Origin of the sequence: Streptomyces sp. NPDC046939 (genome assembly GCF_040644575.1) — a bacterium.
GTDB lineage: Bacteria > Actinomycetota > Actinomycetes > Streptomycetales > Streptomycetaceae > Streptomyces.
The window spans coordinates 16,934-40,837 of the sequence record NZ_JBEYWV010000035.1; the positions used below are offsets into that span (position 1 = coordinate 16,934).

Sequence of the window (23,904 nt, forward strand, 5' to 3'; positions counted from 1 at the left end):
GCCGGAAAAGGGGAGGCGGCCGGGGCGGGCGGCCCGTAGCGTGCGCCCCATGAGAGCGGTGACTTCTGAAGTGGTGCGGGTGAGGCTCGTCAAGGCGGGCCGTACGAAGATCGGTTACCCGGCGCGGCTCCTCTCCGACGACGGCACGCACATCACCGTGCGGGCCGACTGGGCGGGCGACGGCGTCCGCGACTTCGGCTTCGTCCGCTTCGAGCCGGGCGACGTCTTCACCGAGCACTACTGGCGCGACCGCTGGTACGCGATCAAGGAGGTTCGGGCGGGGGACGGCACCTTGAAGGGCTGGTACTGCGACATCACGCGCCCTGCGGTCCGCGAGGACGCGGGGGACGGAGCCGCGGGCGACATCGTCTCCGTCGACCTCGACCTGGACCTGTGGGTCTCCGCCGACGGCTCGCGGGTGATCCGCCTGGACGAGGACGAGTTCGCGGCCAGCGGCCTCGCCGGCCAGGACCCGCCCGCCGCCGACGCGGCGACCCGCGCCCTGGACGAACTGGAACGCCTGGCGCGCGACGGCGACTTCGAGTCGCTGCTGCGCTGAGCACCGCTCAGTGACGAACGGCGACAACCGCGTACCGCTCGTCCCGCACCTCCTTGCCCCACAACAGCGCGTCGGACGACAACTCCTCGTACCGGACGTCGGCGCCGCCCGCCGACTCCCGTACGAGCGCGAGCAGCCGGTCCGCCGGGATGCCCACGGGGCTCAGCTCGCCCCACACGCCCTCGATCAGCACGAGCCGTCCCCGCGGCCGCAGCAGGGACACCCACGTCCGCAGGGCCGCCGCCGGGTCGGGCAGGGCCCACAGCACGTGCCGGGCGAGCACCACGTCGTACGCACCGGTCGGCACAGGAGGTGACGCGGCGTCCCCGAGGAGGAATCGAGCGTCGTGGGGCGCGAATTTTCTTCGGGCGAGATCCAGCATGTTCGCGGCGAAGTCGACGCCCGTCACGCGGTGTCCGCGCTCGGCCGCGAGGAGCGAGAGGGAGCCGGTGCCGCAGCCGGCGTCGAGGAGGTCTCCTGCCTGGTCAGGCAGCCAGTCGGCCATCCGCCGGGCCCAGGCGTCGCGGACCTCCGGGTCGCGCAGACCGTGGTCGGGTTCGTCGTCGAAACCGGCCGCCGCCGCGTCCCAGCCGGCAGGTCCCAGGGAGTGCGTCATCCCCACATCCTGACAACCGCCACTGACAAATGCGCTTCGATGAGGAACCAGCCGGGAACAGGTCTACAACGGCACGATGTTGGAACTCGTGTAGGTACAGGAGGCACCATGCGCCGAGTGACCATGCACAAACCGACCGGAGCGGGCACTGTCACGCGCCGGTTGCGGGAAGAGGCGGCGGAAGCGGTGCGTGAGCGCCCCGAAGTACGCAAGGACGTGCGCAAGACGTGGTGGCCGGACGAGTAGGCGGGCCGCTCAGATGCGGGTGAGACGCTTGCGGTAGTGGACGCGGTCGTAGGGTCCGTCGACGCGGCGCTCCACGACCTCGTACCCGTACCGCGGATAGATCTTCTGGTTCTCCCACATCAACGCGTTGGTGTAGAGCCGCACTTCGGGCAGTCCGAGTCCGCGCGCGTGCTCGTCGACGAAGGCGAGCAGGGCGCGGCCCACCCCTCGCCCGTGGGCGGCGGGATGGACCGCGATGCTGTCGAGGAAGAGGTGGTCGGGGCGCGCCTCGAGGACGACGAGGCCGGTCACCTCCGGGTTCCCTGTCACATGCACGAGGCCCGCCGCGATGTTCGCGGCGTGATCGGCCTCCATCGGCTGCGGCACGACGCCGATCCGGGCGATGTAGGGGTGGTACGCCGCGTCGGTCACGGCTTTCACGGCCGCCACGTCGGCGGCGGTCGCACGGCGGACCGTGTGGTCCGCGCCGGTCTCCGTACTGGTCATACCGCCTTGTCTACGTCACCGCCCCTCCCCCGCGCCACCAGCTTCCGCGCCAGGGGCCACGCGACGATGAGCAGGACGACGGCGTACACGGTCACGGAGAACGGCGTGTTGACGAGCCCGTGGACGCTGCCGTCGCTGATCTGGAGCGCGCGGCGCAGTTGTTGTTCGGCGTTGGGTCCGAGGATGACGCCGATGACGGCGGGCAGGACGGGCAGCCCGTAGCGGCGCATGCCGAATCCGATCAGGCCGATGACCAGCAGGATGACGAGGTCCAGCGGCTCGCCGCCGACCGCGTACGCGCCGACCGCCGCGAAGAAGAGGATGCCCGCGTAGAGGTAGGGGCGCGGGATGCGCAGGAGCTTCGCCCAGACGGGGGCCAGGGGCAGGTTGAGGGCGAGGAGCAGGACCATGCCGACGAAGAGGGACGCGATGAGGCCCCAGACGAGGTCGGGTTCGCGTTCGAAGAGGAGCGGTCCGGGCTGGATGCCGTACTGCTGGAAGGCGGCGAGCATGACGGCGGCGACGGCGGTCGTCGGCAGGCCGAGGGTCAGCATGGAGACGAGGGTGCCTGCCGCCGAGGCGGAGGACGCGGACTCGGGGCCCGCGACGCCCTCGATGGCGCCCTTGCCCCATTCGTCCTTGTGCCGGGAGAGGCGCTTCTCCGTCACGTAGGAGAGGAAGGTCGGGATCTCGGCGCCGCCGGCGGGGATCGCACCGAACGGGAAGCCGATGAGCGGGCCGCGCAGCCAGGACTTCCACGTGCGCCGCACGTCGGCCTTGCCGAGCCAGGGGCGGCCGACGGGGATGGCCTCGCCGCTGGTGCGGCGCAGGTGCGCGGCGACCCACAGCGCCTCGCCGATGGCGAAGAGGCCGACCGCGACGATGACGACGTCCACGCCGTCGGCGAGCTGCAAGGAGCCGAAGGTGAGCCGCTGTTGCCCCGTCATCTGGTCGAGTCCGACGAGCCCGATGGTCAGGCCGATGAGGAGGGATGCGAGGCCGCGTACGCGGGAGGAGCCGAGCACCGACGTCACCGCGATGAACGCCAGGACCATGATCGCGAAGTAGTCGGGGGCGCCGATGTCGACGGCGAGCGAGGCGACCTTGGGGGCGAGCGCGACGAGCAGGATCGTGCCGATCATGCCGCCCGCGAAGTGCCCGATGGCCGCCGCGGCGAGGGCCTGCGCGCCGCGCCCGGCCTTCGCCATCGGGTTGCCCTCCATGGCGGCGACGACTGCGGCGCTCTCTCCAGGGGTGTTGAGCAGGATCGAGGTGGTCGAGCCGCCGAACATCGCGCCGTAGTAGATGCCCGCGAACATGATGAACGCGCCGGTGGGTTCGAGCCCGTACGTGACCGGCAGGAGCAGGGCGACGGCCATGGCGGGCCCGATGCCGGGCAGGACGCCGATGGCGGTGCCGAGGAGGACGCCGAGGGCGGCCCACAGGAGGTTGACCGGGGTGAGGGCGGTGCCGAAGCCGTCCATGAGGGAGGTGAGGGCGTTCATGGCGTCACAGCGCTCCCATCAGGGGCCCGCCCGGCAGGGGGACGCCGAGCAGGTTGTTGAAGAGGGTGTAGGTGAGCAGGGAGAGGACGGCGGCGATCAGCGGGTCGCGCTGGAGGTGGCGGCTGCCGAGGGCGTAGGCCGCGCCCCAGAAGAGGAGGGCGCCCGCGACGGGGAAGCCGAGCGGTTCGATGAGGACGGCGAAGGCGAGGAACACCCCGGCGAGCAGGAGCACCGTGCGCCAGTCGGCGGGCTCGGACAGGTCGATGTCCTCGCCGCCCTCGGCCTCGCCGCGCCCGCCGCGCAGGACGTCGACGGCGAGCAGCACGGCGACGAGCAGCAGCCCGCCGCCGACGACGAGGGGGACGGTCCTCGGGCCGACGGGCCCGCGCTGGGTGAGGTCCACGTCCATGGTGAGCGCGTCGGTGAGGACGAGGACGCCGAGCGCGAGGAGCAGGACGCAGACGCCGAGTTCGGAGTGGTCGCGCAGCCAGGAGCGCGCGGGCGCCCGCGGCGGGCGGGTCTCGGTGGAGGTCGTCACAGCCCCAGCTCCTTCAGTACGGAGACGACGTTCTTGTCCTGGGCGGTCAGGAAGTCCCCGAAGTCGTCGCCGACGAGGAAGGCGTCGTCCCAGCCGTTCTTCTCCAGCGACCGCTTCCACTCCTCCGAGGCGTGCAGCTTGCGGACGAGGGTGGTGAGCTTGGTGCGCTGGGTGTCGGAGAGGCCGGGCGGGGCGACGATGCCGCGCCAGTTGGTGAACTCGACGTCGTAGCCGGACTCCTTGAGGGTCGGCCCGTCGAGGCCGGGGACGCGTTCGGGCCCGGTGACGGCGAGGAGGCGCAGCTCCCCGCTCTTGATCTGGTCGAGGTACTCCCCGACGCCGGAGACGCCGAAGGCGACCTTGCTGCCGAGGATGGAGGCGAGGAGTTCGCCGCCGCCGTCGAAGGGGATGTAATTGACCTTCTTGGGCGGGATTCCGGCGGCCCGCGCCATCAGCATCGGCGCGAGATGGTCGGGCCCGCCGGGCGAGGACCCGCCCCCGACCGGCAGCTTGCCGGGGTCGGCCTTCCACGCCTCGACGAGCTGCCCGATGTCCTTGTACGGGGAGTTCTTGGCGACCACGACGACGTCCGCCTCCTCGGTGAGGCGGGCGACGGGGGTCGTGTCGGCGAGGGTCTTCGGGGAGTGGTTCGAGCGCGCGGCTCCCACGACACCGAGCCCCATGGACATGGCGAGCTTGCCGTTGCCGTGCTCTCCGACGAGGCGGGTCAGGCCGACGGTGCCGCCCGCGCCGGGCAGGTTGAACACCTCGATGTTGTGGGTGAGTCCGGCGTCCTCGGCGTTCTTGGCGGCGGTGCGCGCCGTGATGTCGTAGCCGCCGCCGGGCGTGTTGGGGACCATGAGGCGCAGGCCGGGGATCTGCGTGCCGGTGTCGGCGCCGCTGCCCGAGGTGAGCAGCGGAGGCCCCACCAGGACGAGAGCCGCGGCCCCGAGCAGGGCGAGGGGTGTGCGCAGGCGCACGGGTGCCACCACCTGTCGAGTACGGGGGTCGGGGGGTGCGGGGGGTTGTGAGGTGGCCCACATGTTGCCGCCGCGTTAACGGACTGTCTCTCTTCCGCAAGCAAGGAACGTTGTGGTCCTTGTGGTCGCGCGCCTACCCTGCGCCAGTGACGAAGGTGCTGGTCGTGGACGACGACTTCATGGTCGCCAAGCTGCACAGCCGGTACGTGTCCGCGCTGGCCGGCTTCGAGGTGGCCGGGGTGGCGCACAGCGGCGCGGAGGCGCTGCGCGCGGCGGAGGCGGTCCGCCCCGATCTGGTGCTGCTCGATGTGTACCTGCCGGACATGGACGGCATCGACGTGCTCCGCGAACTGCGGGCCGCGGAGGAACGCGATCCTGCGCGGGCGCCGGTGGACGCCCTGTTCATCACGGCGGCGCGGGACGCGGAGATCGTACGGGCCGCGCTGCGCGCGGGTGCGCTCCACTATCTGATCAAGCCGTTCAACCAGGCGGCGCTGCAAGAGCAGTTGCGGCACGTGGCATCGGTACGGGCCCGCCTGGACACCTTGAGCGAGGCCCGCCAGGAGGACGTCGACCAGATCTTCGGCGCGCGCCCGCCAGGCTCCCGGGAGTTGCCCAAGGGCCTGGCCGCACACACGGCGGACCTGGTCGAACGCACCCTGCGCGCCCACCCCGAGGGCCTCTCGGCAACGGAATGCGCCCAGGAGGCGGGCTCCCTGTCCCGGGTGAGCGCGCGCAGATACCTGGAATTCTTCGCGGACACGGGAAGGGCCCGGGTAACACTGAAGTACGGCGGAACAGGCAGACCGGAACGCCGCTACACATGGACCGCCTAGGGGCGCGGGGAACTGCGCGAGCAACCACAAGGCCGCCCCACGGCGCCCCGCAGGGGCGCGGGGAACTGCGCGAGCAACCACGACGGTGCGGCACACGCCGACAAAAGAGCACGCCCCTACGGCGCCGAGGCGGCTCTTCCTGAGAGCAATCTGAGCCGCGCCTTAAGCGCACCATAAAGATCAACTCAGACCCCCCAGAAGGGCGGATCCGAGCAACTCCCCGGGCTAACTTCACTGCCACACCCCCCGTTCACAAACGCCCAGGAGCCCCCATGCCCGCCCCCAGAACACTCGCCGCCCTCACGGCCACCGGCATCGCCCCCCTCGCCCTGATCACCGCCTCCGCCACCCCCGCGGGGGCGCACGGCACACTCGGCGACCCCGTCAGCCGCGTCGCCGCCTGCTACGCGGAGGGCGCCGAGAACCCCACGTCGGCGGCGTGCAAGGCGGCGGTCGCGGCGGGCGGTACGCAGGCCCTGTACGACTGGAACGGCATCCGGGACGGCGCGGCCGGCGGCAAGTCGCGGGAGCGCATCCCGGACGGCAAGCTCTGCTCGGCGAACTCCGAGGAGTTCAAGGGCCTGGACCTGGCCCGCGCCGACTGGCCCGCGACGCGGGTTACGGCGGGCTCGTACACGTTCAAGTACAAGGTGACCGCCCCGCACCGGGGCACGTTCAACCTCTACATGACGAAGCAGGGCTACGACGCGTCGAAGCCGCTGACCTGGTCGGACCTGGACCTGGAGCACCCGGTGGCGACGAAGACGGACCCGGCGGCCGAGGGCGGCTTCTACACCTTCTCGGGCACGCTGCCCGAGCGCACGGGCCGCCACCTGATCTACGGCATCTGGCAGCGTTCGGACAGCCCGGAGGCGTTCTACTCCTGCTCGGACGTGACGTACGGCGGCGCCACCGCGCCGTCGGAGGCCGCCGCCCCGGCACCCTCCGCCCCGACGGACGAGCAGATCACGGCGGACGCCGACAAGTCGACGATCGACCACGGCGGCATGGACATGAGCGGCGGTAAGGACACGGCCGCGACGCCCGAAGCAGCCGACAAGCCCCACGAGTCCCCTCACCCGACGACGGCGGACGACCACCCCTCCCAGCAACTCGCCGCCCAGGGCAACACCCAGAACCTCGCGGAGACCGGCGGCGACTCCACGACCCCCTACATCGCGGTGGGCGGAGCCGCGGCACTGGCACTCGGCGCGACGGCCCTGTTCCTCTCGGCACGCCGCCGGGCGACGCGATGAGCCCCGCCTGAGCCAAGGCGGCCGGCGGTCAGGCGGCGAGCGGGTCGAAGGTCAGTTGCCGGGTCGCGGTGTCGGCCGGGCTGATCCCGGCGAGGAGGCCGAGCAGCCGGGGCAGGGGCGTCTCGTCGCCGGGCGGCAGCAGGAACCGTACGCACAGCACATCGGCGGGTCCGTGCTGGGCGGCGCTCATCCCGCGCTCCCCTGGCTCTGGTGCCACAGCTTGCGCCGCGGGCCCATGGTGCCGTCACCGGCCGGTTTCAGGTCGGCCCAGGGGTTCAGCACGAAGCCGTTGGCCATCTGGATGCGCCGGCCGCTCTCACCCTGCTCCCGGCCGGATTCCGCGCCGGGCGGCGGCTCGGCCATCCGCCGCGCCACGCCGTCGAGCCCCTCGGCCCCGTAGACCTCGGTCAGTTCGGCCATGTTCCAGGCCGCTTCGCCGACCACGCTCAGGCTGCGTGGTCCGCGCCGCTGGACCGTGCCCCGTACGAGGAGGAGCCACGAGTGGAAGACGGTGTGGGCGCAGGCGGCGTGCGCGTCGTCGAAGAACGCGAGGTCGACCAGGCCCGTGCCGTCGTCGAGGGTGGAGAAGACGACCCGCTTCCCGGAGCGGATCGGCGGGGTCTGCGTGGCCGCCTTCGCCCCGGCGACCAGGACGGTGCTGCCGTGCTCGGCGTCGCGCAGCCGGCGAGCCGATACGACGCCGAGGTCGTCCAGGAACGTCCGGTAGTCGCCCATGAGGTGGCGGGAGGCGTCCATGCCGAGGACGCCGAGTTCGGCGCTCATCCGCTCCGCGTCGCCGAGGTCGGGCAGTCCGGCGGAGGCGGTGCGGCGTCCGCCGGTCAGCGGGAGTTGCTCGCCGCGCGCGCCGTGGCCCGAACGCTGGAGTTCGGCCAGGTGCAACTGGAGGTCGCGGCGGTTGGCGCCGAACGCGTCGAGGGCGCCGACCTGGGCGAGCCGGGTGGCGAGCGGGCGGCTCGGCCGGGCCCGTTCCCAGAAGTCGAGCAGGGAGGAGTAGGGGCGGCCCGCGGCGATGCGTTCGGCCTCGGCCTCGCTGATGCCGTAGACGTCGGAGAGGGCGAGCCGGATGCCCCACTTATCGGAAGCGCCTGACCCGGGGCCGTCCGCATCAGACACCAGTTCGATCTGGTGGTCGACCGCCGACTTGTTCACGTCCAGCGGGAGCACCGGCACCCCCCGCCGCCGCGCGTCCGCGAGCAGCAGCCGCTTCGGGTACATGCCGGGGTCGTGCGTGAGCAGGCCCGCGTAGAACGCGGCGGGATGATGCGTTTTCAGCCACGCCGACTGGTACGTCGGGACCGCGAAGGCCACGGCGTGCGCCTTGCAGAAGCCGTACGAGCCGAACGCCTCGACGATCGCCCAGGTCTTCCGGATGGTCTCGGCGTCGTAGCCGCGCACCGTCGCGTGCTGGGCGAACCAGAACTTGATCAGCTCCTGCGACTCGGGGTCGGACAGGCCGCGCCGCACCCGGTCGGCCTCGTCGCGGCCGCAGCCGGTCATGACGTCGACGATCTGGATGATCTGCTCGTGGAAGACGACGACGCCGTACGTCTCGCGCAGCGCGTCCTCCAGGTCCTCGTGCGGGTAGCGGGCCGGGGCCCGGCCGTGGCGCGCCTCGATGAACGGCCGCACCATGTCGGCGGCGACGGGTCCGGGCCGGAACAGCGAGATGTCCACGACGAGGTCGTGGAAGGTGGCGGGCTGGAGGCGTCCCACCAGGTCGCGCTGGCCCGGCGACTCGATCTGGAAGCAGCCGAGCGTCTCGGTGGACTGGATCAGCCGGTACGTGGCCGGGTCGGTCCGGGGCACGGAGTCGAGGTCGACGGACTCGCCGGTCGTCCGTTCGATCTCGCTCACGGCGTGGGCCATCGCGGACTGCATCCGCACGCCGAGCACGTCCAGCTTGAGCAGGCCCAGCTCCTCCACGTCCTCCTTGTCGAACTGGGCCATGGGGAAGCCTTCGCCGCTGGTCGGCACGGTCGGCGTGCGGGCGAGCAGGGAGGCGTCGGAGAGCAGGACGCCGCACGGGTGCATGGCGACGCCGCGGGGCAGCCCGTCGAGCGCCTCGACCAGTTCCCAGAGCCGCGGGTGGTCGCCGAACTCGGCGGCGATGTCGCGGAGTTCGGGCAGTTCGGCCATGGCGGTGCGGGCGTCGCGGGCGCGGACGTGCGGGAACGCCTTGGCGATGCGGTCGATGTCGGCGGGGGCCATGGACAGGGCCGCGCCGACGTCCCGGATGGCGTGCCGCACCCGGTAGGTCTCCGGCATCGCGACGGTGGCGACGCGCTCGGGCCCGAACCGGTCGAGGATCGCGCGGTAGACGTCGAGGCGGCGCGCGGACTCCACGTCAATGTCGATGTCGGGCAGGACGGAGCGGCGCTTGGACAGGAAGCGCTCCATGAGCAGGCCGTGCTCGATCGGGTCGGCGTTCGCGATGCCGAGGAGGTAGTTGACGAGCGATCCGGCGCCGGAGCCGCGCGCCGCGACCCTGATCCCCATGGCGCGCACGTCGTCGACGACCTGGGCGACGGTGAGGAAGTAGGTGGCGAAGTCGTGGTGGGCGATGATGTCCAGTTCGCGGTGGAGCCGCTCCCAGTACGAGCGGTCGCCCGCGTGGCCGAGGCGGACCATGCCGGCGGTCGCGCGGGAGGCGAGGACGCGCTGGGCGGTGCGCCGCCCGGCGCCGACGAGGTGCGGTTCGGGGAAGCGGACCGAGCCGATGCCGAGGTCCTCCTCGGGGTCGACGCGGCAGGCGGCGGCCGTCCGCTCGGTCTGTTCGAGCAGCCGGTGGGCGGTGGAGCGCTGGAATCCGGCCGCCTCCACGATCCGCTCGGCCTCGGCCAGCATGGTGGCCGGGTCCTTCAGCCAGCGTTCGCCGCTGTCCAGTCCCCTGGCCGGGTCGACGGGGACGAGGCGGCGGGCGGCGTCCAGGACGTCGGCGACGGGGCCCGCGCCCGGGTCGGCGTAGCGGACGTCGTTGCTGAGGATCGGGCGGATGCCCTGCTCGGCGGCGAAGCCGACGGTGCGGGCGGCAAGGCGCAGGGAGCCGGGGCCCGTGCCCGTCCTGCCGTGGTGGACGGCTTCGAGGCGCAGGGCGTCGCCGTAGATCTCGCGCCAGGGGGCGAGCAGCGCCGCCGCGCGGTCGGGGCGTCCGGCGGCGAGGGCGCGGCCGACGTCGGAGTCGGGGCCGAGCAGCACGGTGAGGCCGTCGCCGTGGTTGGCGTCCCAGGGCAGGCGGACGTCCTTGGGGTCCTCCCCCGCGTGCGCGGCGGTGATCATCCGGCAGAGGTCGGCCCAGCCGCGGGCGCCGTCGCGGGCGAGGAAGGTGGCGCGGGGCGCCGACTCGTCGACGAAGGCGCCTCCCCGTACGGGCGTCGGGCGCCTGGCCTCCGGCTCGTGGGCGCCCACCGCGAGGTCGACGCCGAACAGCGGGCGCACCCCGTGTTTGGCGCACGCCTTGGCGAAGCGGACGGTTCCGGCGACGGTGTCCCGGTCGGTGAGGGCGACGGCGGTCATGCCCCGTTCGGCGGCGCGCTCGGCGAGGCGTTCGGGGTGGGAGGCGCCGTAGCGCACGGAGAACCCGGAGACGGTGTGCAGATGCGTGAAGTCCATCGCACGCGCCTCCAGCACACTCGAGCCAACCGGGTCTCACCTCCCCCACCACCACCATAAACCAACTTTCGAACGAATGTACGATCACCTGTACGACCGTCGTTCGAAGGGGGCGGCCGGGAACCCGTTCGGCCCACCCCGACTGCACGACACCGGCCGCCGCCGGAGCGTGGGGGCATGAGGTTCGCCGATGAGTTCAGATCCGCCGTGACCCCGCGCGCCACCCTGCTGGTGATCGGCGTGCTCGCCCTCCAGTTGCTCTTCATCGCCTCCTACGTGGGGGCGCTGCACAATCCGACGCCGAAGGACGTGCCGTTCGGGGTCGTCGCCCCGGTGGAGCAGGCCGCGCGCCAGGCCGAGCAGCGGATGGCGAAGCTGCCGGGGTCGCCGCTCGACCCGCGGGTGGTCGCCGACGAGAAGACGGCGCGGCGGCAGATCATGGACCGGAAGATCGACGGGGCCCTGGTCCTCGACCCGCGTGGCAGCAAGGACACCCTGCTCGTCGCGTCCGGCGGCGGGACCGTGCTGGCCAGCGCCCTGGAGACGATCGCCACGAAGGTCGACGGGGCCGAGCGGCGCAGCGTGGAGAAGGTCGACGTGGCGCCCGCCTCGCCCAGCGACTTCGACGGGCTCTCGGCGTTCTACCTCGTCGTCGGCTGGTGCGTCGGCGGCTACCTGTGCGCGTCGATCATGTCGATCAGCGCCGGGTCGAGGACGAGCAGCCCACAGCGGGCGCTGATCCGGCTCGGCGCCATGGCGGTCGTCTCGGTCATCGGGGGCATCGGCGGCTCGTGGATCATCGGCGACTCGATCCTCGGCGCGCTCCCCGGCTCCTTCTGGGGGCTGGCCGGACTCGGCGCCCTGGTCACCTTCGCGGTCGGCGCGATCACCCTGGCCCTGGAGGAGCTGACCGGCATCGTCGGCATCGGCCTCGCCGTGCTCCTCGTCGTCATCGCGGGCAACCCGAGCGCGGGCGGCGCCTTCCCCCTGCCGATGCTGCCCCCGTTCTGGCAGGCCATCGGGCCGTGGCTGCCGCCGGGCGCGGGCACCTGGGCGGCCCGCTCGATCGCCTACTTCCACGGCAACGCCCTCACCAAGCCCCTCCTCGTCCTCTCCGGCTGGGCGGTGCTCGGCGTCGTGGTGACGCTCCTCACCACGGCCCTGCGGGAACGAGGCCGGAGCACCGCGCGCCACGGGACCGGGCCCGCCCGGACCCCGGGCAACGGCTCCACCTCCGCGAACACGGCACCGTAGCCCTCCCGGGCTCGCGCACCCTGGCCGCGTGAACAGCGAAGGCTCGCCCCGCTGGCAGGGGGCGAGCCTTTTTGTCACTGTGTGCGGGGTCAGCCGATCTCCGACCCCGTGGCGGCCAGTGCTTCCGGTACCGGCTGGAAGAACGTCTCGCCGCCCGACGTGCAGTCGCCGCTGCCGCCGGAGGTGAGGCCGAGCGCCGTGTCGCCGGCGAAGAGGGAACCGCCGCTGTCGCCCGGCTCGGCGCAGACGTCGGTCTGGATGAGGCCGGTGACGACGTCGCCGTTGCCGTAGTTCACGGTGGCGTTAAGGCCGGTCACCGTGCCGTCGTGGACCTGGGTCGTGGAGCCGGAGCGGGTCACCCGCTGGCCGACGGTGGCGTCGCCGGCCTGGGTGATCGGCTGCGCGGACCCGTTGTAGAGGTCGACCTCGCTGGGGTGCGGCACGTCCGCGGTGTACTTCACCAGGCCGAAGTCGTTGCCCGGGAAGCTGGACTGCTCGTTGGTGCCGATGACCTGGCCGCTGGAGTCGGACCAGGTGGAGATCGACTCGGTGCAGTGGCCCGCCGTGATGAAGTACGGCTGCCCGTCCTTGACGACGTTGAAGCCGAGGGAGCAGCGGCCGCCACCGCCCGTGATGGCGTCGCCACCGGCGATGAACTTGGTGAACTCGCCCTGCGTGCGCTTGAGTTCGGCCTTGTCCCCGAGCCCGGCGACGACCTTGCTCAGCTTCTCCCAGGCCGCGCCCTTGACCGTACGGTCGGCGGTGACGACGACCTTGTTGGTGGCGGGGTCGGTGGCCCACGAGGTGCCGGGGATGGTCGCGTCGCTCGTGAGCGTCGCGCGGGCGCCGTCGAGCGCGGCGAGGGAGTGCTCGACGATTCTGGCCTTGGCGCCCGCGGCCTGGACGGCCTGCGCGGCGTCCTCGTTCAGCACGTTGACGACGAGGTGCTTCGCCTCGGCGTCGTAGTAGCTGCCGGCCGTGTCCGTGCCGAGGCTCTTCGTCAGGGACGAGGCGAGGTTTCCGGCCTTCGCGACGGAGAGGGTCCGGGGCGCCGGGTCCGGCGACGAGGTACTGGCGTTCGCAGTCTGGAAGGTGATGCCCGCGGCGACCAGGGCGGCGATTCCCGCCCCTGTCACGGCGACGCGCCGCTTGGATATGCGTCGGTGCTTCAACTGACGTCCTCCTGTGGGGGGTTCGGACCAGGCCCGATGTGGGGGTGGGCCTGATTCCGTGAGGGTGACCCGCCCACTATCCCGAGCGTCACACGGAGCACACAAGGTCGACTTCAGGACGCGCGTGCGGAAACGGTCGTGCGCCTTTCGTACCTTGTACGCCCCTGTCCCCTCACGCCGATCCCCATTGCAAACACTCTGCGCTCGGAGGGAGGGGCGGAGGGTAAGGTCTGGTCCTGGCCGAAAGTCGCCCGTATGGACGGGCCTACGGGGCCTCCTGCTCCGCCACGCGCTCCGGCGTCGGCGTCCGCTCCTGCGTCCGACTCTGATCCTGCGCCTGCTCCTGTGCCTGCGCGGGCCAGGTTCTCCCGTCCAGCTCGCTCAGTTGGTGCACGGCCGCCTCCGCCGCCCGCCCCGCGTCCCCCGGCGTGGCCCGCTCCAGGAACCGCAGCAGCTCCACCGGGAACGGCAGGACCAGCGTCGAGTTCTTCTCGGCGGCGACGGCCACCACGGTCTGGAGCAGGCGGAGTTGGAGCGCGGCGGGCTGGTCCGACATGACCCCGGCCGCCTCGGCGAGCTTCTTCGACGCCTGGAGCTCGGCGTCGGCGTTGATGACGCGGGCCCGCCGCTCCCGGTCGGCCTCGGCCTGCCGGGCCATCGACCGCTTCATGGTCTCCGGCAGGGAGACGTCCTTGATCTCGACGCGGTCGATCTGCACGCCCCACCCGATGGCCGGGCTGTCGATCATCAGCTCCAGGCCCTGGTTGAGCTTCTCGCGGTTGGAGAGCAGGTCGTCGAGGTCGCTCTTGCCGATGATGGAGCGCAGCGAGGTCTGCGCCATCTGCGAGACGGCGAAGCGGTAGTCCTCCACCTGCACGACGGCCTCGGCCGCGTCGACGACCTTGAAGTAGATGACGGCGTCCACCCGCACCGTGACGTTGTCCCGCGTGATGCCGTCCTGCGCGGGCACGGGCATCGTCACGATCTGCATGTTGACCTTGTGGAGCCGGTCCACGAACGGCACGATCATCGTGAACCCGGGTCCGCGCACCGCCGACCGGAGCCGGCCGAGCCGGAACACCACCCCGCGCTCGTACTGCCGCACGACCCGCGCCGCCGCCATCGCGTACACCGCTCCGGCACACGCCGCGGCCACCCCCGCCGCCACCAGTTCCTCGACCATCTCAACGGCCCCCCAGGGTCCGAAGTGGACGCAGCAACGCATCACTTCGACGGTAACCCCGGCAGGGGGCGGGGCGGGAGAGCCGGGTGACGGGGTAAAGCGCGAAAGGGGAAGCCCCCGCCGGGCCGGACCGGCGGGGGCTTCGCACTGCTTGTCGCACTGCTGGGACCGGAGTGCTAGAAGACGTGCATCCCGTACGCGTTGAGCGCCTCGACGACCGGCTGGAAGAAGGTCGTGCCGCCGGAGGAGCAGTTGCCGCTGCCGCCGGAGGTCAGGCCGTACGCGGTGGAGCCGCCGTACAGCGGGCCGCCGGAGTCGCCGGGCTCGGCGCAGACCGTGGTCTGGATGAGGCCGGAGACGACGTCGCCGCCGCCGTAGTTGACGGTCGCGTTCAGGGCGGTGACGCGGCCGCTGTGGATGCCGGTGGTGGAGCCGCGCCGGGTGACCGTCGTACCCACGGACGGCGTGGCCGCGTTGGTGATGTCCACGCTACCGACGGTGCCGGACTTGGTCACCGAGGTGTTGGTGTAGCGCACCAGGCCGTAGTCGTTGCCCGGGAAGCTCGATCCTGCGGTGGTGCCCAGGGTGGTGGTGTGGCTGGAGTTGGACCACCAGGTGCCCGCGCCGTCGGTGCAGTGCCCGGCCGTGAGGAAGTAGTCGGCACCGGAGCTGTTCTTGACGTTGAAGCCGAGGGAGCAGCGCCAGCTACTCGCATAGATGGCGTCGCCGCCGGAGATCAGCTTGTTGAACTTGCCGGGCGTGTGCTTGATCTTTATCGCCCCGGCGGTGTCACCCGCCTCCTGCTTGATGCGGGCTATCTCGGCCTGCGAGACCGTCTCGTCGACGGTGACGACGACCTGCTTGGTCTTGGTGTCGACGGCCCACGCCGTACCGGCGATGTCGGCGCTGCGCACCGCGTCGCTGGTCTGCGTGAGTTCGGCGGCGCTGAAGGTCTGGGGTGCTTCGGCGGCGTGCGCGGTGGGTGCGGCGAACGCTGCCGCGGCGAGGAAGCCGGTGCCCGCGGCGATCAGCCTGGTCCGTCTTGCCGTGCCACTGGGGGTGGTGCGCTTGATCCTCACTGCTCGTTCCTCCCGAGGGGAAGTCGGGGGCCCGCGTGGGGTCGGGGCCCGTGAGGCGCGGCCAGGGGCGGGCGTCCGGATTCCGAACCTGCCGTGCTCCTGACAAGCGCTTGCCCGGGAGTATTCGGTGCTTCAACTGATCGACTCAAGAGCGCCTTTCGGACGTGCACGGGATCTCCGCATGCACGACAGGACGCCCCGACGGCTTCACCCGTACATCGCGTACGCCGCCGGGGCTCGGTCTCTTCCCTGAGACGGGCTGAGCGTCCGTCAGGTTCCAGCGCCGCTTCCCGCCGCCACGGGATGGCCGGAATTCAGCGCTCCGGATGCCGGGCGCAGCCCCAGGTGCGCGCGCAGGGTGGTCCCCTCGTACGCCGTGCGGAACACCCCGCGCTCCTGGAGCCGCGGCACCACCTGGTCCACGAAGTCGTCGAGCCCGCCGGGCGTCAGATGCGGTACGAGGATGAACCCGTCGGCCGCGCCCTCCTGGACGAACCGGTCGAGGTCGGCGGCGACCGCGTCCGGCGTCCCGATGAACGACTGCCTGCTGCTCGCCTCGATCACCGTCTGCCGGATGGACAGGCCCTTGGCGCGGGACAGCTCGCGCCACTTCTCGGCGAGGGCGAGCACGTCACCGCGGTGCGTACGCCCCTGCGAGAGACCGGAGTCCACGACCGGGTCGATGTCGGGCAGCGGACCGTCCGGGTCGTACGAGGACAGGTCGACGCCCCAGACCTGCTCCAGGGCGAGGATCGCGTTCTGCGGGGAGACCTGGCGGCGCCGGATCTCGGCGGCCTTCTCCTGCGCCTCGGCGGCGGTGTCGCCGAGCACGACCGTCACCCCCGGCATGATCTTGAGGTCGTCCGGTTCGCGCCCGTACGCGGCGAGCCGCGCCTTCACGTCGGCGTAGAACGCCTGCCCGGCCTCCAGGGTGCCGTGCCGGGTGAAGATGACGTCGGCGGTGGACGCGGCGAACTCGCGGCCCTCGGCCGAGTCCCCGGCCTGGATGACGACGGGGTGGCCCTGCGGCGGGCGCGGGACGGTGAAGTCCCCCTCGACCGTGAAGTGCCGCCCCACGTGCCGGAACGGGCGCTCCGTGCCCGCGTCCCACAGCTCCCGCGCCACCTGCACGAACTCGGCGGCGCGCGTGTACCGCTCCGCGCGGTCGAGGTAGCCGCCGCGCCGGAAGTTCTCGCCGGTGAACGCGTCGGAGGAGGTCACCACGTTCCAGGCGGCCCGGCCCCCGCTGAGGTGGTCCAGGGAGGCGAACCGGCGGGCGATCTCGTACGGTTCGTTGAAGGTGGCGTTGACCGTGGCGGCGAGCCCGAGCCGCTCGGTGACGGCGGCGAGCGCGTTGAGGACGGTCAGCGACTCGGGCCTGCCGACCACGTCCAGGTCGTGGATGCGGCCCTTGTGCTCGCGCAGCCGCAGCCCCTCGGCGAGGAAGAAGAAGTCGAACAGGCCGCGTTCGGCGGTGCGGGCGAGGTGCTCGAAGGAGGCGAAGTCGATCTGCGACCCCGACCTCGGATCGTCCCAGACGGTCGTGTTGTTGACGCCGGGGAAGTGGGCGGCGAGGTGGATCTGTTTGCGGTCACCGCGCGTGCTGCGTGACGAGGTCATGAGGGGTCTCCCGCGAGGGCGGCGTACTGGCTGGCGGGCCGGGCCAGCCCCAGGTGCTCCCTGAGCGTGCTGCCCGGGTAGAAGGTGCGGAACAGGGCCCGGTGCTGGAGCAGCGGCACCGTCCCGTTGACCAGGCGCTCCAGGTCGCGCCGCGGGTCGAGCGGCGTCAGGTGGAAGCCGTCGGCGGCGCCCGCGCGGTGCCAGTCGGTGATCAGTTCGGCGAGGTCGACGGGCCCGCCCCGGTACAGCGGGCCCTCGCTCGTGGGCAGCGGGCCGCCGCCGTGCCCCGGCTGGGCCGCGTACTCGCCGTCGCCGAGGTCGATGCGCAGGGCGGCGAGGACGCGCAGGGCGTCGGGGTCGCGCCCGTGCTCGGCGGCCCGGCGCCGCAGCCCTTCGCGCACGGCGGCGAGCCGGTCCGGTTCGACGACGGCGACCAGGGCGACGTCGGCGTGGCGGGCGGCGACGTCGTACGCGTACGGCTGGGTCGCGTCGATCACGACGACGGGGTTGCCCTGCGGCGGGCGCGGCACGATGGAAGGGCCGCGCACGGAGAACGTACGCCCCTCGAAGTCGACGTGGTGCAGTTTGTCGCGGTCGATGAAGCGGCCGGTGGTGGTGTCCCTGATCTCGGCGCCGTCCTCCCAGCTGTCCCACAACTTGCGGGCCACGTCGACCACTTCACCGGCCTCGTGCCACAGGTCGGCGGGGGCGGCGGCGTCCCGGCGGCCGAAGAGGCGGGCCTCGTGGTCGCCGGTGGAGACGTCGGGCCGCCAGCCGGCCCGGCCGCGGCTCACCCAGTCGAGGGTGGCGACGGCGGCCTGGACGTGGAAGGGCTCGGTGTGCGTGGTGGTGACGGTCGGGACGAGACCGATGCGGGAGGTGCGCGGGGCGATCCGGGACAGCACGGAGAGGCTGTCGGGGCCCGGCCCGGTGAACCCGTCGTGGAGCGTGACGAAGTCCAGGGCGCCGTGCTCGGCGAGCCGGGCGAGCTGGAGGTGGGGCCCGGCGTCGAAGGTGCCGGGCAGGTCGACGGCCGCGGCGAGGTGCAGCAGGCCCCGGCCCGGTTGGCTGGTCATGACTGGTTGACCTTTCGGAGGCGTAAGAGGAGGCGGCGGCTCACGGCTTGGGCAGGCCCTTCGGGTTGATCTCGGACTTCGGGACGGCCTCGCTCGACAGGCCCCACCGCTTCAGGACGCGCCCGTACGAGCCGTCGGCGATCACGTGGTCCAGCGCGGCCGCGTAGGCGTCGACGAGGCCGCTGCCCTTCTTCGTCGTCGCCGCGATCTTGCCCTGCACGAGGTCGCCGCCGCCGGAGATGGTGCCGATGATCTGCGACTGCCCGGCGGAGGCCACGTGGTAGGCGGCGGACGGGTTCGGGCCGAGGTAGGCGTCGATACGGCCCGACTGGAGCGCCAGGTAGTAGTCCGTGTCCTTCTGGAAGTACTTGATCGTGACGGGCTTCAGACCGGCCTTCTCGTCCTGCTTGCTCCAGTCGACGAGGATCTTCTCCTGGTTGGTGCCGGACGACACGGCGATGGTCTTGCCGGCCACGTCCTTCGGGCCCTTGACCCGCCAGTCCGTGCCCTTCTTCGCCTCGAAGGCGATGTTGTCGAGCCGGTAGGTCGCGAAGTCGTACTTCTCCTTGCGCTCCTCGGTGACGGTCACGTTGGAGAACACGGCGTCGAACTTGCCGCTGTCGAGCCCGACGAAGAGGTTCTCCCAGCTCACCTGCTCCGACTGGAGCTTCAGGCCGAGCGTGTCCGCGACGAGGGTGGCGATGTCGATCTCGGAGCCGATCCGCGTCTTGTCGTCGGTGGCGAAGAAGCCGAGCGGTGGCGAGGCGTCGGCGCTGCCGCCGAGCCGCAGCGTGCCGCGCTTGCGGACCGCCTCCGGCACGAGGGCCGCGATCTTGTCGACCTTCTTGCCCCGGATGCGGTGCTGGTCGGGCCCGATGTTGATGCTGCCGACCTTCTTGGTGCCGCCGCTGCCCGTGGTCGTGGCGGCATCGCTGTCAGCCCCGCAGGCGGCGAGCAGCGGGGCGACGGCGAGCGCGGCGACGGAGGCGGCGAGAGTGCGGCGGGAAAGCATGTTCGTACTCCTCAGTGGTTTTTGAAAAGGGTGGGAGGGCGGGGGTTCAGAGGACCTTGGACAGGAACGCCTTGGTGCGTTCCTCGCGCGGCGCGTCCAGTACGTCGCCGGGGGCGCCCTGCTCGACGATGCGGCCCTCGTCCATGAAGACGACGGTGTCGGCGACCTCGCGCGCGAAGCCGATCTCGTGCGTGACGACGATCATCGTGGTGCCCTGGTGCGCCAGGTCCTTGATGACGTCGAGGACCTCGCCGACCAGCTCCGGGTCGAGCGCGGAGGTCGGCTCGTCGAACAGGAGCAGCTTCGGCTCCAGGGCGAGGGCGCGGGCGATGGCGACGCGCTGCTGCTGGCCGCCGGAGAGCTGGCGCGGGTAGGCGTCCGCCTTGTCGGCGAGCCCGACCCGGCCGAGGAGGGTGCGCGCGGACTCGACGGCCTGGGCGCGGGGCCGCTTGAGCGCGGCGACGGGCGCCTCGGTGACGTTCTCCAGGACCGTGAGGTGCGGGAAGAGGTTGAAGTTCTGGAAGACGAAGCCGATGTGGGTGCGCTGCTTGAGGACCTCGCGCTCACGCAGCTCGTACAGCTTGTCGCCGGAGCGGCGGTAGCCGACGAGCGCGCCGTCGACGCTGATCCAGCCGCTGTCGACCTTCTCCAGGTGGTTGATGGTGCGCAGGAGCGTCGACTTGCCGGAGCCTGAGGGGCCGAGCACGACGGTGACCTCGCCGGCCCGCACCTCCAGGTCGATGCCGCGCAGGACTTCGAGGGAGCCGAAGCTCTTGTGGACGGCCTTGATGTCGACCATGGGGGCCGGGGCCTGAGCCTCGGGGGCGGGGGCGCTCATCGGGTCGTGCCTTTCGCGAAGTGGCGCTCCACGTAGTGCTGGAGTACGGAGAGCGCGCTGGTCAGGAGGATGTACCAGGCGGTGGCGACCATGAGGAGCGGCACCACGCGGCCGTTGCGGCCGTAGATGACCTGCACCTGGTAGAAGAGTTCGCCGATCGCCATGACGGAGACGATCGAGGTGCCCTTGAAGAGGGAGATGACCTCGTTGGCGGCGTTGGGCAGGATCGAGCGCATCGCCTGCGGCAGCACGATCCGGCGGATCTGGCGCAGGCGCGGGATGCCGAGCGCCGCCGCCGCCTCCAACTGGCCGCCGTCGACGGCGAGGACGCCGCCGCGCACGATCTCGGCGGCGTACGCGGCCTGGTGCAGGGCGAGCCCGAGGACGGCGGCGCTCATCGCGCCGACCAGCCCCATCGTGTCGAAGGAGAAGAAGCCCGGCCCGAAGGGGATGCCGAACTGGAGCTCCTTGTAGAGGTAGGCCAGGTTGAACCAGAACAGCAACTGCACGATCAGCGGGATCGAGCGGAACGCCCAGATGTAGCCGAACGCCACCGTCTTCAGGAACCGGCTGCGCGAGAGCCGCATAAAGGCCAGCACGATGCCGAGCGCGAAGCCGAGCGCCGTGCCGTAGAAGGTGAGCTGGAGCGTCGTCCAGACCGCCTTGAGGATGACGTCCGCGGTGAAGAACTCCGCGAACACGTCCCACTCCCAGCCCGCGTTGGTGACCAGGCCGTGGACGAACTGGGCGAGCAGGACGGCGGTCGCGGCGATGGCGACCCAGCGCCACGGGTGGCGGACGGGGACGACCTTGAGCTGGGCGTAGTCGGTGGGCGGCGCCGCCGCTTTTTCATGGCGTTCGACGGGTGGGTCGCTGGTCAGAGACATAGGGGTACCTCGAAGCGATCAAGAGTGGAAGAAGGGGCGAGGCCGCTCAGGCGGCGCCGGCGCGACAGGACAGGTCCCGCAGGAACGCGAGGATCGCGCGCGCGGTGGCGTCGTTCTGCCGGAAGGACGGGCTGTTGGTGCGCGGCCGGGTGAAGCCTCCGGCGCCGCGCGCGTTGGTGTGCGGGCCGAGGGCGAAGCGGCGCGGATGGGCGCCGCCGTCGCGGTACAGGACGCGCCCGTCGTCCGGGTCGACGGCGAGGAGCCCGGCCGGGGTCGCGAGGGCCCCGTCCGCGTGCAGCTCGCGCAGGAGCCGGTCGCGGGTGCGGGCCAGCGTGGGATGCGGCAGCCGGGCCTCGACCAGGGCGCGGGCCTGAACGACATGGCCCGGCACGGTGGCGCCGGTCGCCCGGAACACCCCGTCCTCGGCGCTGACCCGCATGTCGGCCCCGACGAACTTCACGACGCCCGCGCGGGACAGCGCGAGCAGTTGCCGAAGGCGGGGTCCGGGCGGCCCGGACGCCAGGTAGCTGAAGAAGCCGTGCCACCAGTCGCCGATGTCGCCGAGCCGCATGACCTGCCCGTACACGGAGAGCAGGCCGATGAAGACGGCGAGGTCGGGGCTGTGCGCCGGGTCGTGGCGACGCTCCAGGTCGGCGGTGATGTAGGAGCGCAGTCCGGCCTGGAGGTCGTCGTGGGAGGTGTGCCGGACCCCGGCGAGGGGGTGGTCGAGGGCGGCGAGGTCGAGCCGGTCGGCGGGGTCGGGCACGGCGGAGGCGACGAGGGCGTGCAGTTCGGCGCCGAGCGGCGCGGAGGCCGCGTACTTCTCCTCGAAATCGGCCCAGGCCATGGCGGTGCGCTCGGGGTGCGCGGTGAAGAGGCGGTGGTAGTGCGCGTAGCCCAGCTCTTTGTCGATGAGGGGCCATACGTCGGCGCGGAAGTCGAACCCGTCCGGCCTGGCGAGGAGCTCGTCGATCTCGGCGGGGCCGAGGAAGCGCGGCAGCGGCGGGCGCTCTCCCGCCGCCGCGTCCCAGTCGTAGCCGATCTTCGAGTGGTACGGGACGCCGCGCCGCGAGCCGACGTGCAGGACGGGCTCGCGGCCCGAGGGTATGTACCGGTCGCCCTCGTACCGTCCGCCGCGCCCTTCCGTGAGGAGCACCATCAGGTCGATGAAGGCGAGCCCGAAGCCGCGCACGAGCACGTCCTGGCCGGGCGCGAGCGCGCTCAGGTCGGAGTCGGCGGTGAAGTCCGGCGGCAGGTGGACGAGCCCGTTCCGGAGCGCGTACGCGCGCAACTCCCGCTGTTCGTCGTCCAGTTCGGCGTCGAGGTGGCCCTGGGCGAGGAGGACGGCGTCGCCGAGCAGCGGCCGGGTGCGGCCCTCCAGCCACACCTGCTGACGCCCGTCGCGCGGTCCGTCGACGCGCAGGGCGCGCCGCGCGTGGTGGTGGACGACGACCCCGTCGGGCAGGGCGGCGACGGCCTTCTCGTACACCCAGCGCAGATAGCGGCCCTGGCTGCGCCGGTCGGCGAAGACGCGGCCGTCGATGCCGGCCCACTCGTGCAGCGCGGGGCCCGGCCGCACCGGCCCCTCGACCTGCACGGTGTCGTCGGTGAACAGGGTGACGTCCTGCGCCTGCGAGTTCATCCAGAGCAGGGGCGACTGTTCGTGGCGCCAGATGCGCCCGGCGCCCGGCGGGTAGGGGTCGACGAGGTGGACGTCGAGCAGCAGGCCGTGGCCGCCGTCGTCCTGGGCGTTGGCGGCGATGCGCTCCAGGACGCCGGTCGCGCGGGGCCCCGCGCCCACGATCACCAAGGACTGCCGCGCCGCGCTCATCGCGTCGTCCCGCGTGCGTAGTGCCGCTCGATGTAGTACTGGCCGACGCTGAGCAGCGAGGTGACCACGATGTACCAGATGGTGGCGACGAGGAGCAGCGGGATGACCTGGTAGGTGCGGTGGTAGACGAGCTGCACCGAGTAGAGCAGGTCCTGCACGGCGATGACGCTGACGATCGAGGTGCCCTTGAGGGTGCCGATCAGCATGTTCCCTGCGGGCGGCACGATGGAGCGCATGGCCTGCGGCAGCACGATCCGGCGCCAGCGGCGGGCGCGGCTGAGGCCGAGCGCCTGGGCGGCCTCGATCTGGCCGCGGTCGACGGAGAGGATGCCGCCGCGCACGACCTCGGCGGCGTAGGCGGCCTCGTGCAGGGTGAGTCCGATGATGGCGACGGTGACCGGGCCGAACAGGTCGACGGTCTTCACGCCGAGGAGCGTCGGGTACAGGGCGCCGATGTTGAACCAGAACAGGAGCTGCACGAGGATCGGCATGGACCGGAACAGCCAGACGTAGCCCCAACTGACCGCGCGGAGGACGGGGTTGGCGGAGAGCCGCATGATGGCGAGCAGGGTGCCGATCGCGAAGCCGAGGGCCATGACGAGCGCGGTCAGCCACAGCGTGAGCCCGAGCCCGCGCAGCACGGACGACGAGGTGAAGTACTCCCCCACGACGTCCCACTGGAACGCCTCGTTGCGCGTGACCGAGTTGACGGCGAGGCCGAGCAGGATCAGGACGAGGGCGGCGGCCGCCCACTGGCCGGGACGGCGGCGCGGGACGATGCGGGGTGCGGCGGAGGCGGTCGGCGGGGCCGAGGGCGGGACTTTGGCGAGGGTGTCCGATGACATGAGAAGGCTCCGTGGGACCGGACATCCTGGATGGCCGGCCTGGTCTTGCCTTCGACACCTGCGTGCGCACGGGAACGGCACCGGAGCCCCTCAGCAGCGGTACCGCCCCTGAGAGTACGGGGCGCCGAGCGCGCCCTGTCAAGGGTGTCCACAGTGTGAGCCGTACGTCTCAAGTGAGTTGACGCGGAAACGGATGCCTGTTCCACTTGGCGCATGCATCCGCAGCAGTGGCTGGTCACGCGCTCCCACATCGACTTCGGTCGAGTGTGGTCCGCGTCCTGTTGATGCCCTTCTGACGCCTTCCGCGCGCGTCGGCCTTTCTTCTCTCTCCGCGAGCGCGCGACGCCGTCACCGCATGGCGGCGTCACCGCACGTCCGCGCCTGCGGAGGTCCGCGCGTCGTCGCGCCCCGCACCACCCCTTGTTCACGCGTCCCGGTACGCGCGGTTTCGCGTA

22 protein-coding genes are annotated in these 23,904 nt (G+C 71.9%); 5 read left to right on the top strand and 17 right to left on the bottom strand.

The genetic code is table 11. From position 1 onward, the window contains the following. Positions 1-49 precede the first annotated feature (49 nt). The gene (locus ABZ877_RS31105; RefSeq protein WP_361077896.1) at positions 50-559 is read left to right on the top strand and encodes a DUF402 domain-containing protein; all 510 of its coding nucleotides are present in this window, start codon (positions 50-52) and stop codon (positions 557-559) included. 7 nt (positions 560-566) lie between these two features. Here the strand turns inward: ABZ877_RS31105 and ABZ877_RS31110 are convergent, their stop codons facing one another. Further along, complete coding sequence (locus ABZ877_RS31110; RefSeq protein WP_361077899.1) at positions 567-1,175, bottom strand: class I SAM-dependent methyltransferase; 609 nt, start codon at positions 1,173-1,175, stop codon at positions 567-569. A 108-nt stretch (positions 1,176-1,283) separates the two neighbouring features. Between ABZ877_RS31110 and ABZ877_RS31115 the strand changes: the two genes are divergently transcribed. After that, positions 1,284-1,421: a hypothetical protein gene (locus ABZ877_RS31115; RefSeq protein ID WP_361077902.1), complete on the top strand. Its 138-nt coding sequence runs from the start codon at positions 1,284-1,286 to the stop codon at positions 1,419-1,421. Between the two features lie 9 nt (positions 1,422-1,430). On the opposite strand, the gene ABZ877_RS31120 is transcribed toward ABZ877_RS31115, so the two are convergent. Genes ABZ877_RS31120 through ABZ877_RS31135 form a run of 4 tightly spaced genes read right to left on the bottom strand, consistent with a single transcriptional unit; the run spans position 1,431 to position 4,930 of the window. Then, entirely contained in the window at positions 1,431-1,907 is a 477-nt protein-coding gene (locus tag ABZ877_RS31120; protein WP_361077905.1) for a GNAT family N-acetyltransferase, read from the bottom strand. After that, positions 1,904-3,412 carry a tripartite tricarboxylate transporter permease gene (locus ABZ877_RS31125; RefSeq protein WP_361077909.1) on the bottom strand — a complete coding sequence of 503 codons (1,509 nt, stop codon included), beginning with the start codon at positions 3,410-3,412 and terminating at the stop codon, positions 1,904-1,906. Before ABZ877_RS31125 ends, ABZ877_RS31120 begins: the two co-directional genes overlap by 4 nt. A 4-nt stretch (positions 3,413-3,416) precedes the next feature. Further along, entirely contained in the window at positions 3,417-3,950 is a 534-nt protein-coding gene (locus tag ABZ877_RS31130) for a tripartite tricarboxylate transporter TctB family protein (protein ID WP_361077912.1), read from the bottom strand. Next, positions 3,947-4,930: a tripartite tricarboxylate transporter substrate-binding protein gene (locus tag ABZ877_RS31135; RefSeq protein ID WP_361077914.1), complete on the bottom strand. Its 984-nt coding sequence runs from the start codon at positions 4,928-4,930 to the stop codon at positions 3,947-3,949. Before ABZ877_RS31135 ends, ABZ877_RS31130 begins: the two co-directional genes overlap by 4 nt. A 146-nt stretch (positions 4,931-5,076) precedes the next feature. Here ABZ877_RS31135 and ABZ877_RS31140 point away from each other — a divergent pair, with 146 nt between their 5' ends. Continuing rightward, entirely contained in the window at positions 5,077-5,766 is a 690-nt protein-coding gene (locus tag ABZ877_RS31140) for a response regulator (protein ID WP_361077917.1), read from the top strand. Positions 5,767-6,038: 272 nt separating this feature from the next. Beyond that, positions 6,039-7,022 (top strand): lytic polysaccharide monooxygenase, encoded by a 984-nt coding sequence (locus tag ABZ877_RS31145; RefSeq protein ID WP_361077920.1) that lies wholly within the window; start codon positions 6,039-6,041, stop codon positions 7,020-7,022. Between the two features lie 28 nt (positions 7,023-7,050). Here the strand turns inward: ABZ877_RS31145 and ABZ877_RS31150 are convergent, their stop codons facing one another. Both ABZ877_RS31150 and ABZ877_RS31155 read right to left on the bottom strand, forming a co-directional pair. After that, on the bottom strand, positions 7,051-7,212 hold the full coding sequence (locus ABZ877_RS31150; RefSeq protein ID WP_361077923.1) for a hypothetical protein: 162 nt from the start codon (positions 7,210-7,212) through the stop codon (positions 7,051-7,053). Continuing rightward, entirely contained in the window at positions 7,209-10,652 is a 3,444-nt protein-coding gene (locus ABZ877_RS31155; RefSeq protein WP_361077926.1) for a DNA polymerase III subunit alpha, read from the bottom strand. Before ABZ877_RS31155 ends, ABZ877_RS31150 begins: the two co-directional genes overlap by 4 nt. A 177-nt stretch (positions 10,653-10,829) precedes the next feature. Between ABZ877_RS31155 and ABZ877_RS31160 the strand changes: the two genes are divergently transcribed. Next, positions 10,830-11,906 carry a DUF3533 domain-containing protein gene (locus ABZ877_RS31160; protein ID WP_361077929.1) on the top strand — a complete coding sequence of 359 codons (1,077 nt, stop codon included), beginning with the start codon at positions 10,830-10,832 and terminating at the stop codon, positions 11,904-11,906. 89 nt (positions 11,907-11,995) lie between these two features. Here ABZ877_RS31160 and ABZ877_RS31165 read toward each other — a convergent pair whose 3' ends face one another. The 10 genes from ABZ877_RS31165 to ABZ877_RS31210 form a co-directional block, all read right to left on the bottom strand. Then, the gene (locus tag ABZ877_RS31165) at positions 11,996-13,078 is read right to left on the bottom strand and encodes a S1 family peptidase (protein ID WP_361077932.1); all 1,083 of its coding nucleotides are present in this window, start codon (positions 13,076-13,078) and stop codon (positions 11,996-11,998) included. A 265-nt stretch (positions 13,079-13,343) separates the two neighbouring features. Then, positions 13,344-14,261 (bottom strand): slipin family protein, encoded by a 918-nt coding sequence (locus ABZ877_RS31170; RefSeq protein ID WP_361077935.1) that lies wholly within the window; start codon positions 14,259-14,261, stop codon positions 13,344-13,346. Between the two features lie 176 nt (positions 14,262-14,437). Beyond that, a complete protein-coding gene (locus ABZ877_RS31175) occupies positions 14,438-15,340 on the bottom strand; it encodes a S1 family peptidase (protein WP_361077939.1) in 903 nt (300 codons plus the stop codon). Positions 15,341-15,610: 270 nt separating this feature from the next. After that, positions 15,611-16,960 (bottom strand): LLM class flavin-dependent oxidoreductase, encoded by a 1,350-nt coding sequence (locus ABZ877_RS31180; protein WP_361077942.1) that lies wholly within the window; start codon positions 16,958-16,960, stop codon positions 15,611-15,613. Next, a complete protein-coding gene (locus ABZ877_RS31185; RefSeq protein WP_361077945.1) occupies positions 16,957-18,036 on the bottom strand; it encodes an LLM class flavin-dependent oxidoreductase in 1,080 nt (359 codons plus the stop codon). Before ABZ877_RS31185 ends, ABZ877_RS31180 begins: the two co-directional genes overlap by 4 nt. A gap of 40 nt (positions 18,037-18,076) precedes the next feature. Then, positions 18,077-19,048 (bottom strand): ABC transporter substrate-binding protein, encoded by a 972-nt coding sequence (locus ABZ877_RS31190; RefSeq protein WP_361077948.1) that lies wholly within the window; start codon positions 19,046-19,048, stop codon positions 18,077-18,079. 46 nt (positions 19,049-19,094) lie between these two features. Continuing rightward, a complete protein-coding gene (locus ABZ877_RS31195) occupies positions 19,095-19,886 on the bottom strand; it encodes an amino acid ABC transporter ATP-binding protein (RefSeq protein ID WP_361077951.1) in 792 nt (263 codons plus the stop codon). After that, complete coding sequence (locus ABZ877_RS31200) at positions 19,883-20,773, bottom strand: amino acid ABC transporter permease (RefSeq protein WP_361077954.1); 891 nt, start codon at positions 20,771-20,773, stop codon at positions 19,883-19,885. The genes ABZ877_RS31195 and ABZ877_RS31200 overlap by 4 nt, the downstream gene beginning before the upstream one ends. Before the next feature lie 46 nt (positions 20,774-20,819). Then, a complete protein-coding gene (locus tag ABZ877_RS31205; protein ID WP_361077957.1) occupies positions 20,820-22,604 on the bottom strand; it encodes an FAD/NAD(P)-binding protein in 1,785 nt (594 codons plus the stop codon). Next, positions 22,601-23,449, bottom strand: coding sequence for an amino acid ABC transporter permease (locus tag ABZ877_RS31210; protein WP_361077960.1), 849 nt, complete (start codon positions 23,447-23,449; stop codon positions 22,601-22,603). The genes ABZ877_RS31205 and ABZ877_RS31210 overlap by 4 nt, the downstream gene beginning before the upstream one ends. Positions 23,450-23,904 lie beyond the last annotated feature (455 nt).

What these genes read in the sequence shown, in the direction of transcription:
- ABZ877_RS31170 (WP_361077935.1), bottom strand. Translation starts at nt 14,261, where the DNA reads ATGGTCGAGGAACTGGTGGCGGCGGGGGTGGCCGCGGCGTGTGCCGGA.
- ABZ877_RS31105 (WP_361077896.1), top strand. Translation starts at nt 50, where the DNA reads ATGAGAGCGGTGACTTCTGAAGTGGTGCGGGTGAGGCTCGTCAAGGCG.
- ABZ877_RS31160 (WP_361077929.1), top strand. Translation starts at nt 10,830, where the DNA reads ATGAGGTTCGCCGATGAGTTCAGATCCGCCGTGACCCCGCGCGCCACC.
- ABZ877_RS31200 (WP_361077954.1), bottom strand. Translation starts at nt 20,773, where the DNA reads ATGTCTCTGACCAGCGACCCACCCGTCGAACGCCATGAAAAAGCGGCG.
- ABZ877_RS31145 (WP_361077920.1), top strand. Translation starts at nt 6,039, where the DNA reads ATGCCCGCCCCCAGAACACTCGCCGCCCTCACGGCCACCGGCATCGCC.
- ABZ877_RS31120 (WP_361077905.1), bottom strand. Translation starts at nt 1,907, where the DNA reads ATGACCAGTACGGAGACCGGCGCGGACCACACGGTCCGCCGTGCGACC.
- ABZ877_RS31195 (WP_361077951.1), bottom strand. Translation starts at nt 19,886, where the DNA reads ATGAGCGCCCCCGCCCCCGAGGCTCAGGCCCCGGCCCCCATGGTCGAC.
- ABZ877_RS31150 (WP_361077923.1), bottom strand. Translation starts at nt 7,212, where the DNA reads ATGAGCGCCGCCCAGCACGGACCCGCCGATGTGCTGTGCGTACGGTTC.
- ABZ877_RS31115 (WP_361077902.1), top strand. Translation starts at nt 1,284, where the DNA reads ATGCGCCGAGTGACCATGCACAAACCGACCGGAGCGGGCACTGTCACG.
- ABZ877_RS31125 (WP_361077909.1), bottom strand. Translation starts at nt 3,412, where the DNA reads ATGAACGCCCTCACCTCCCTCATGGACGGCTTCGGCACCGCCCTCACC.
- ABZ877_RS31110 (WP_361077899.1), bottom strand. Translation starts at nt 1,175, where the DNA reads ATGACGCACTCCCTGGGACCTGCCGGCTGGGACGCGGCGGCGGCCGGT.
- ABZ877_RS31180 (WP_361077942.1), bottom strand. Translation starts at nt 16,960, where the DNA reads ATGACCTCGTCACGCAGCACGCGCGGTGACCGCAAACAGATCCACCTC.
- ABZ877_RS31155 (WP_361077926.1), bottom strand. Translation starts at nt 10,652, where the DNA reads ATGGACTTCACGCATCTGCACACCGTCTCCGGGTTCTCCGTGCGCTAC.
- ABZ877_RS31190 (WP_361077948.1), bottom strand. Translation starts at nt 19,048, where the DNA reads ATGCTTTCCCGCCGCACTCTCGCCGCCTCCGTCGCCGCGCTCGCCGTC.
- ABZ877_RS31205 (WP_361077957.1), bottom strand. Translation starts at nt 22,604, where the DNA reads ATGAGCGCGGCGCGGCAGTCCTTGGTGATCGTGGGCGCGGGGCCCCGC.
- ABZ877_RS31185 (WP_361077945.1), bottom strand. Translation starts at nt 18,036, where the DNA reads ATGACCAGCCAACCGGGCCGGGGCCTGCTGCACCTCGCCGCGGCCGTC.
- ABZ877_RS31210 (WP_361077960.1), bottom strand. Translation starts at nt 23,449, where the DNA reads ATGTCATCGGACACCCTCGCCAAAGTCCCGCCCTCGGCCCCGCCGACC.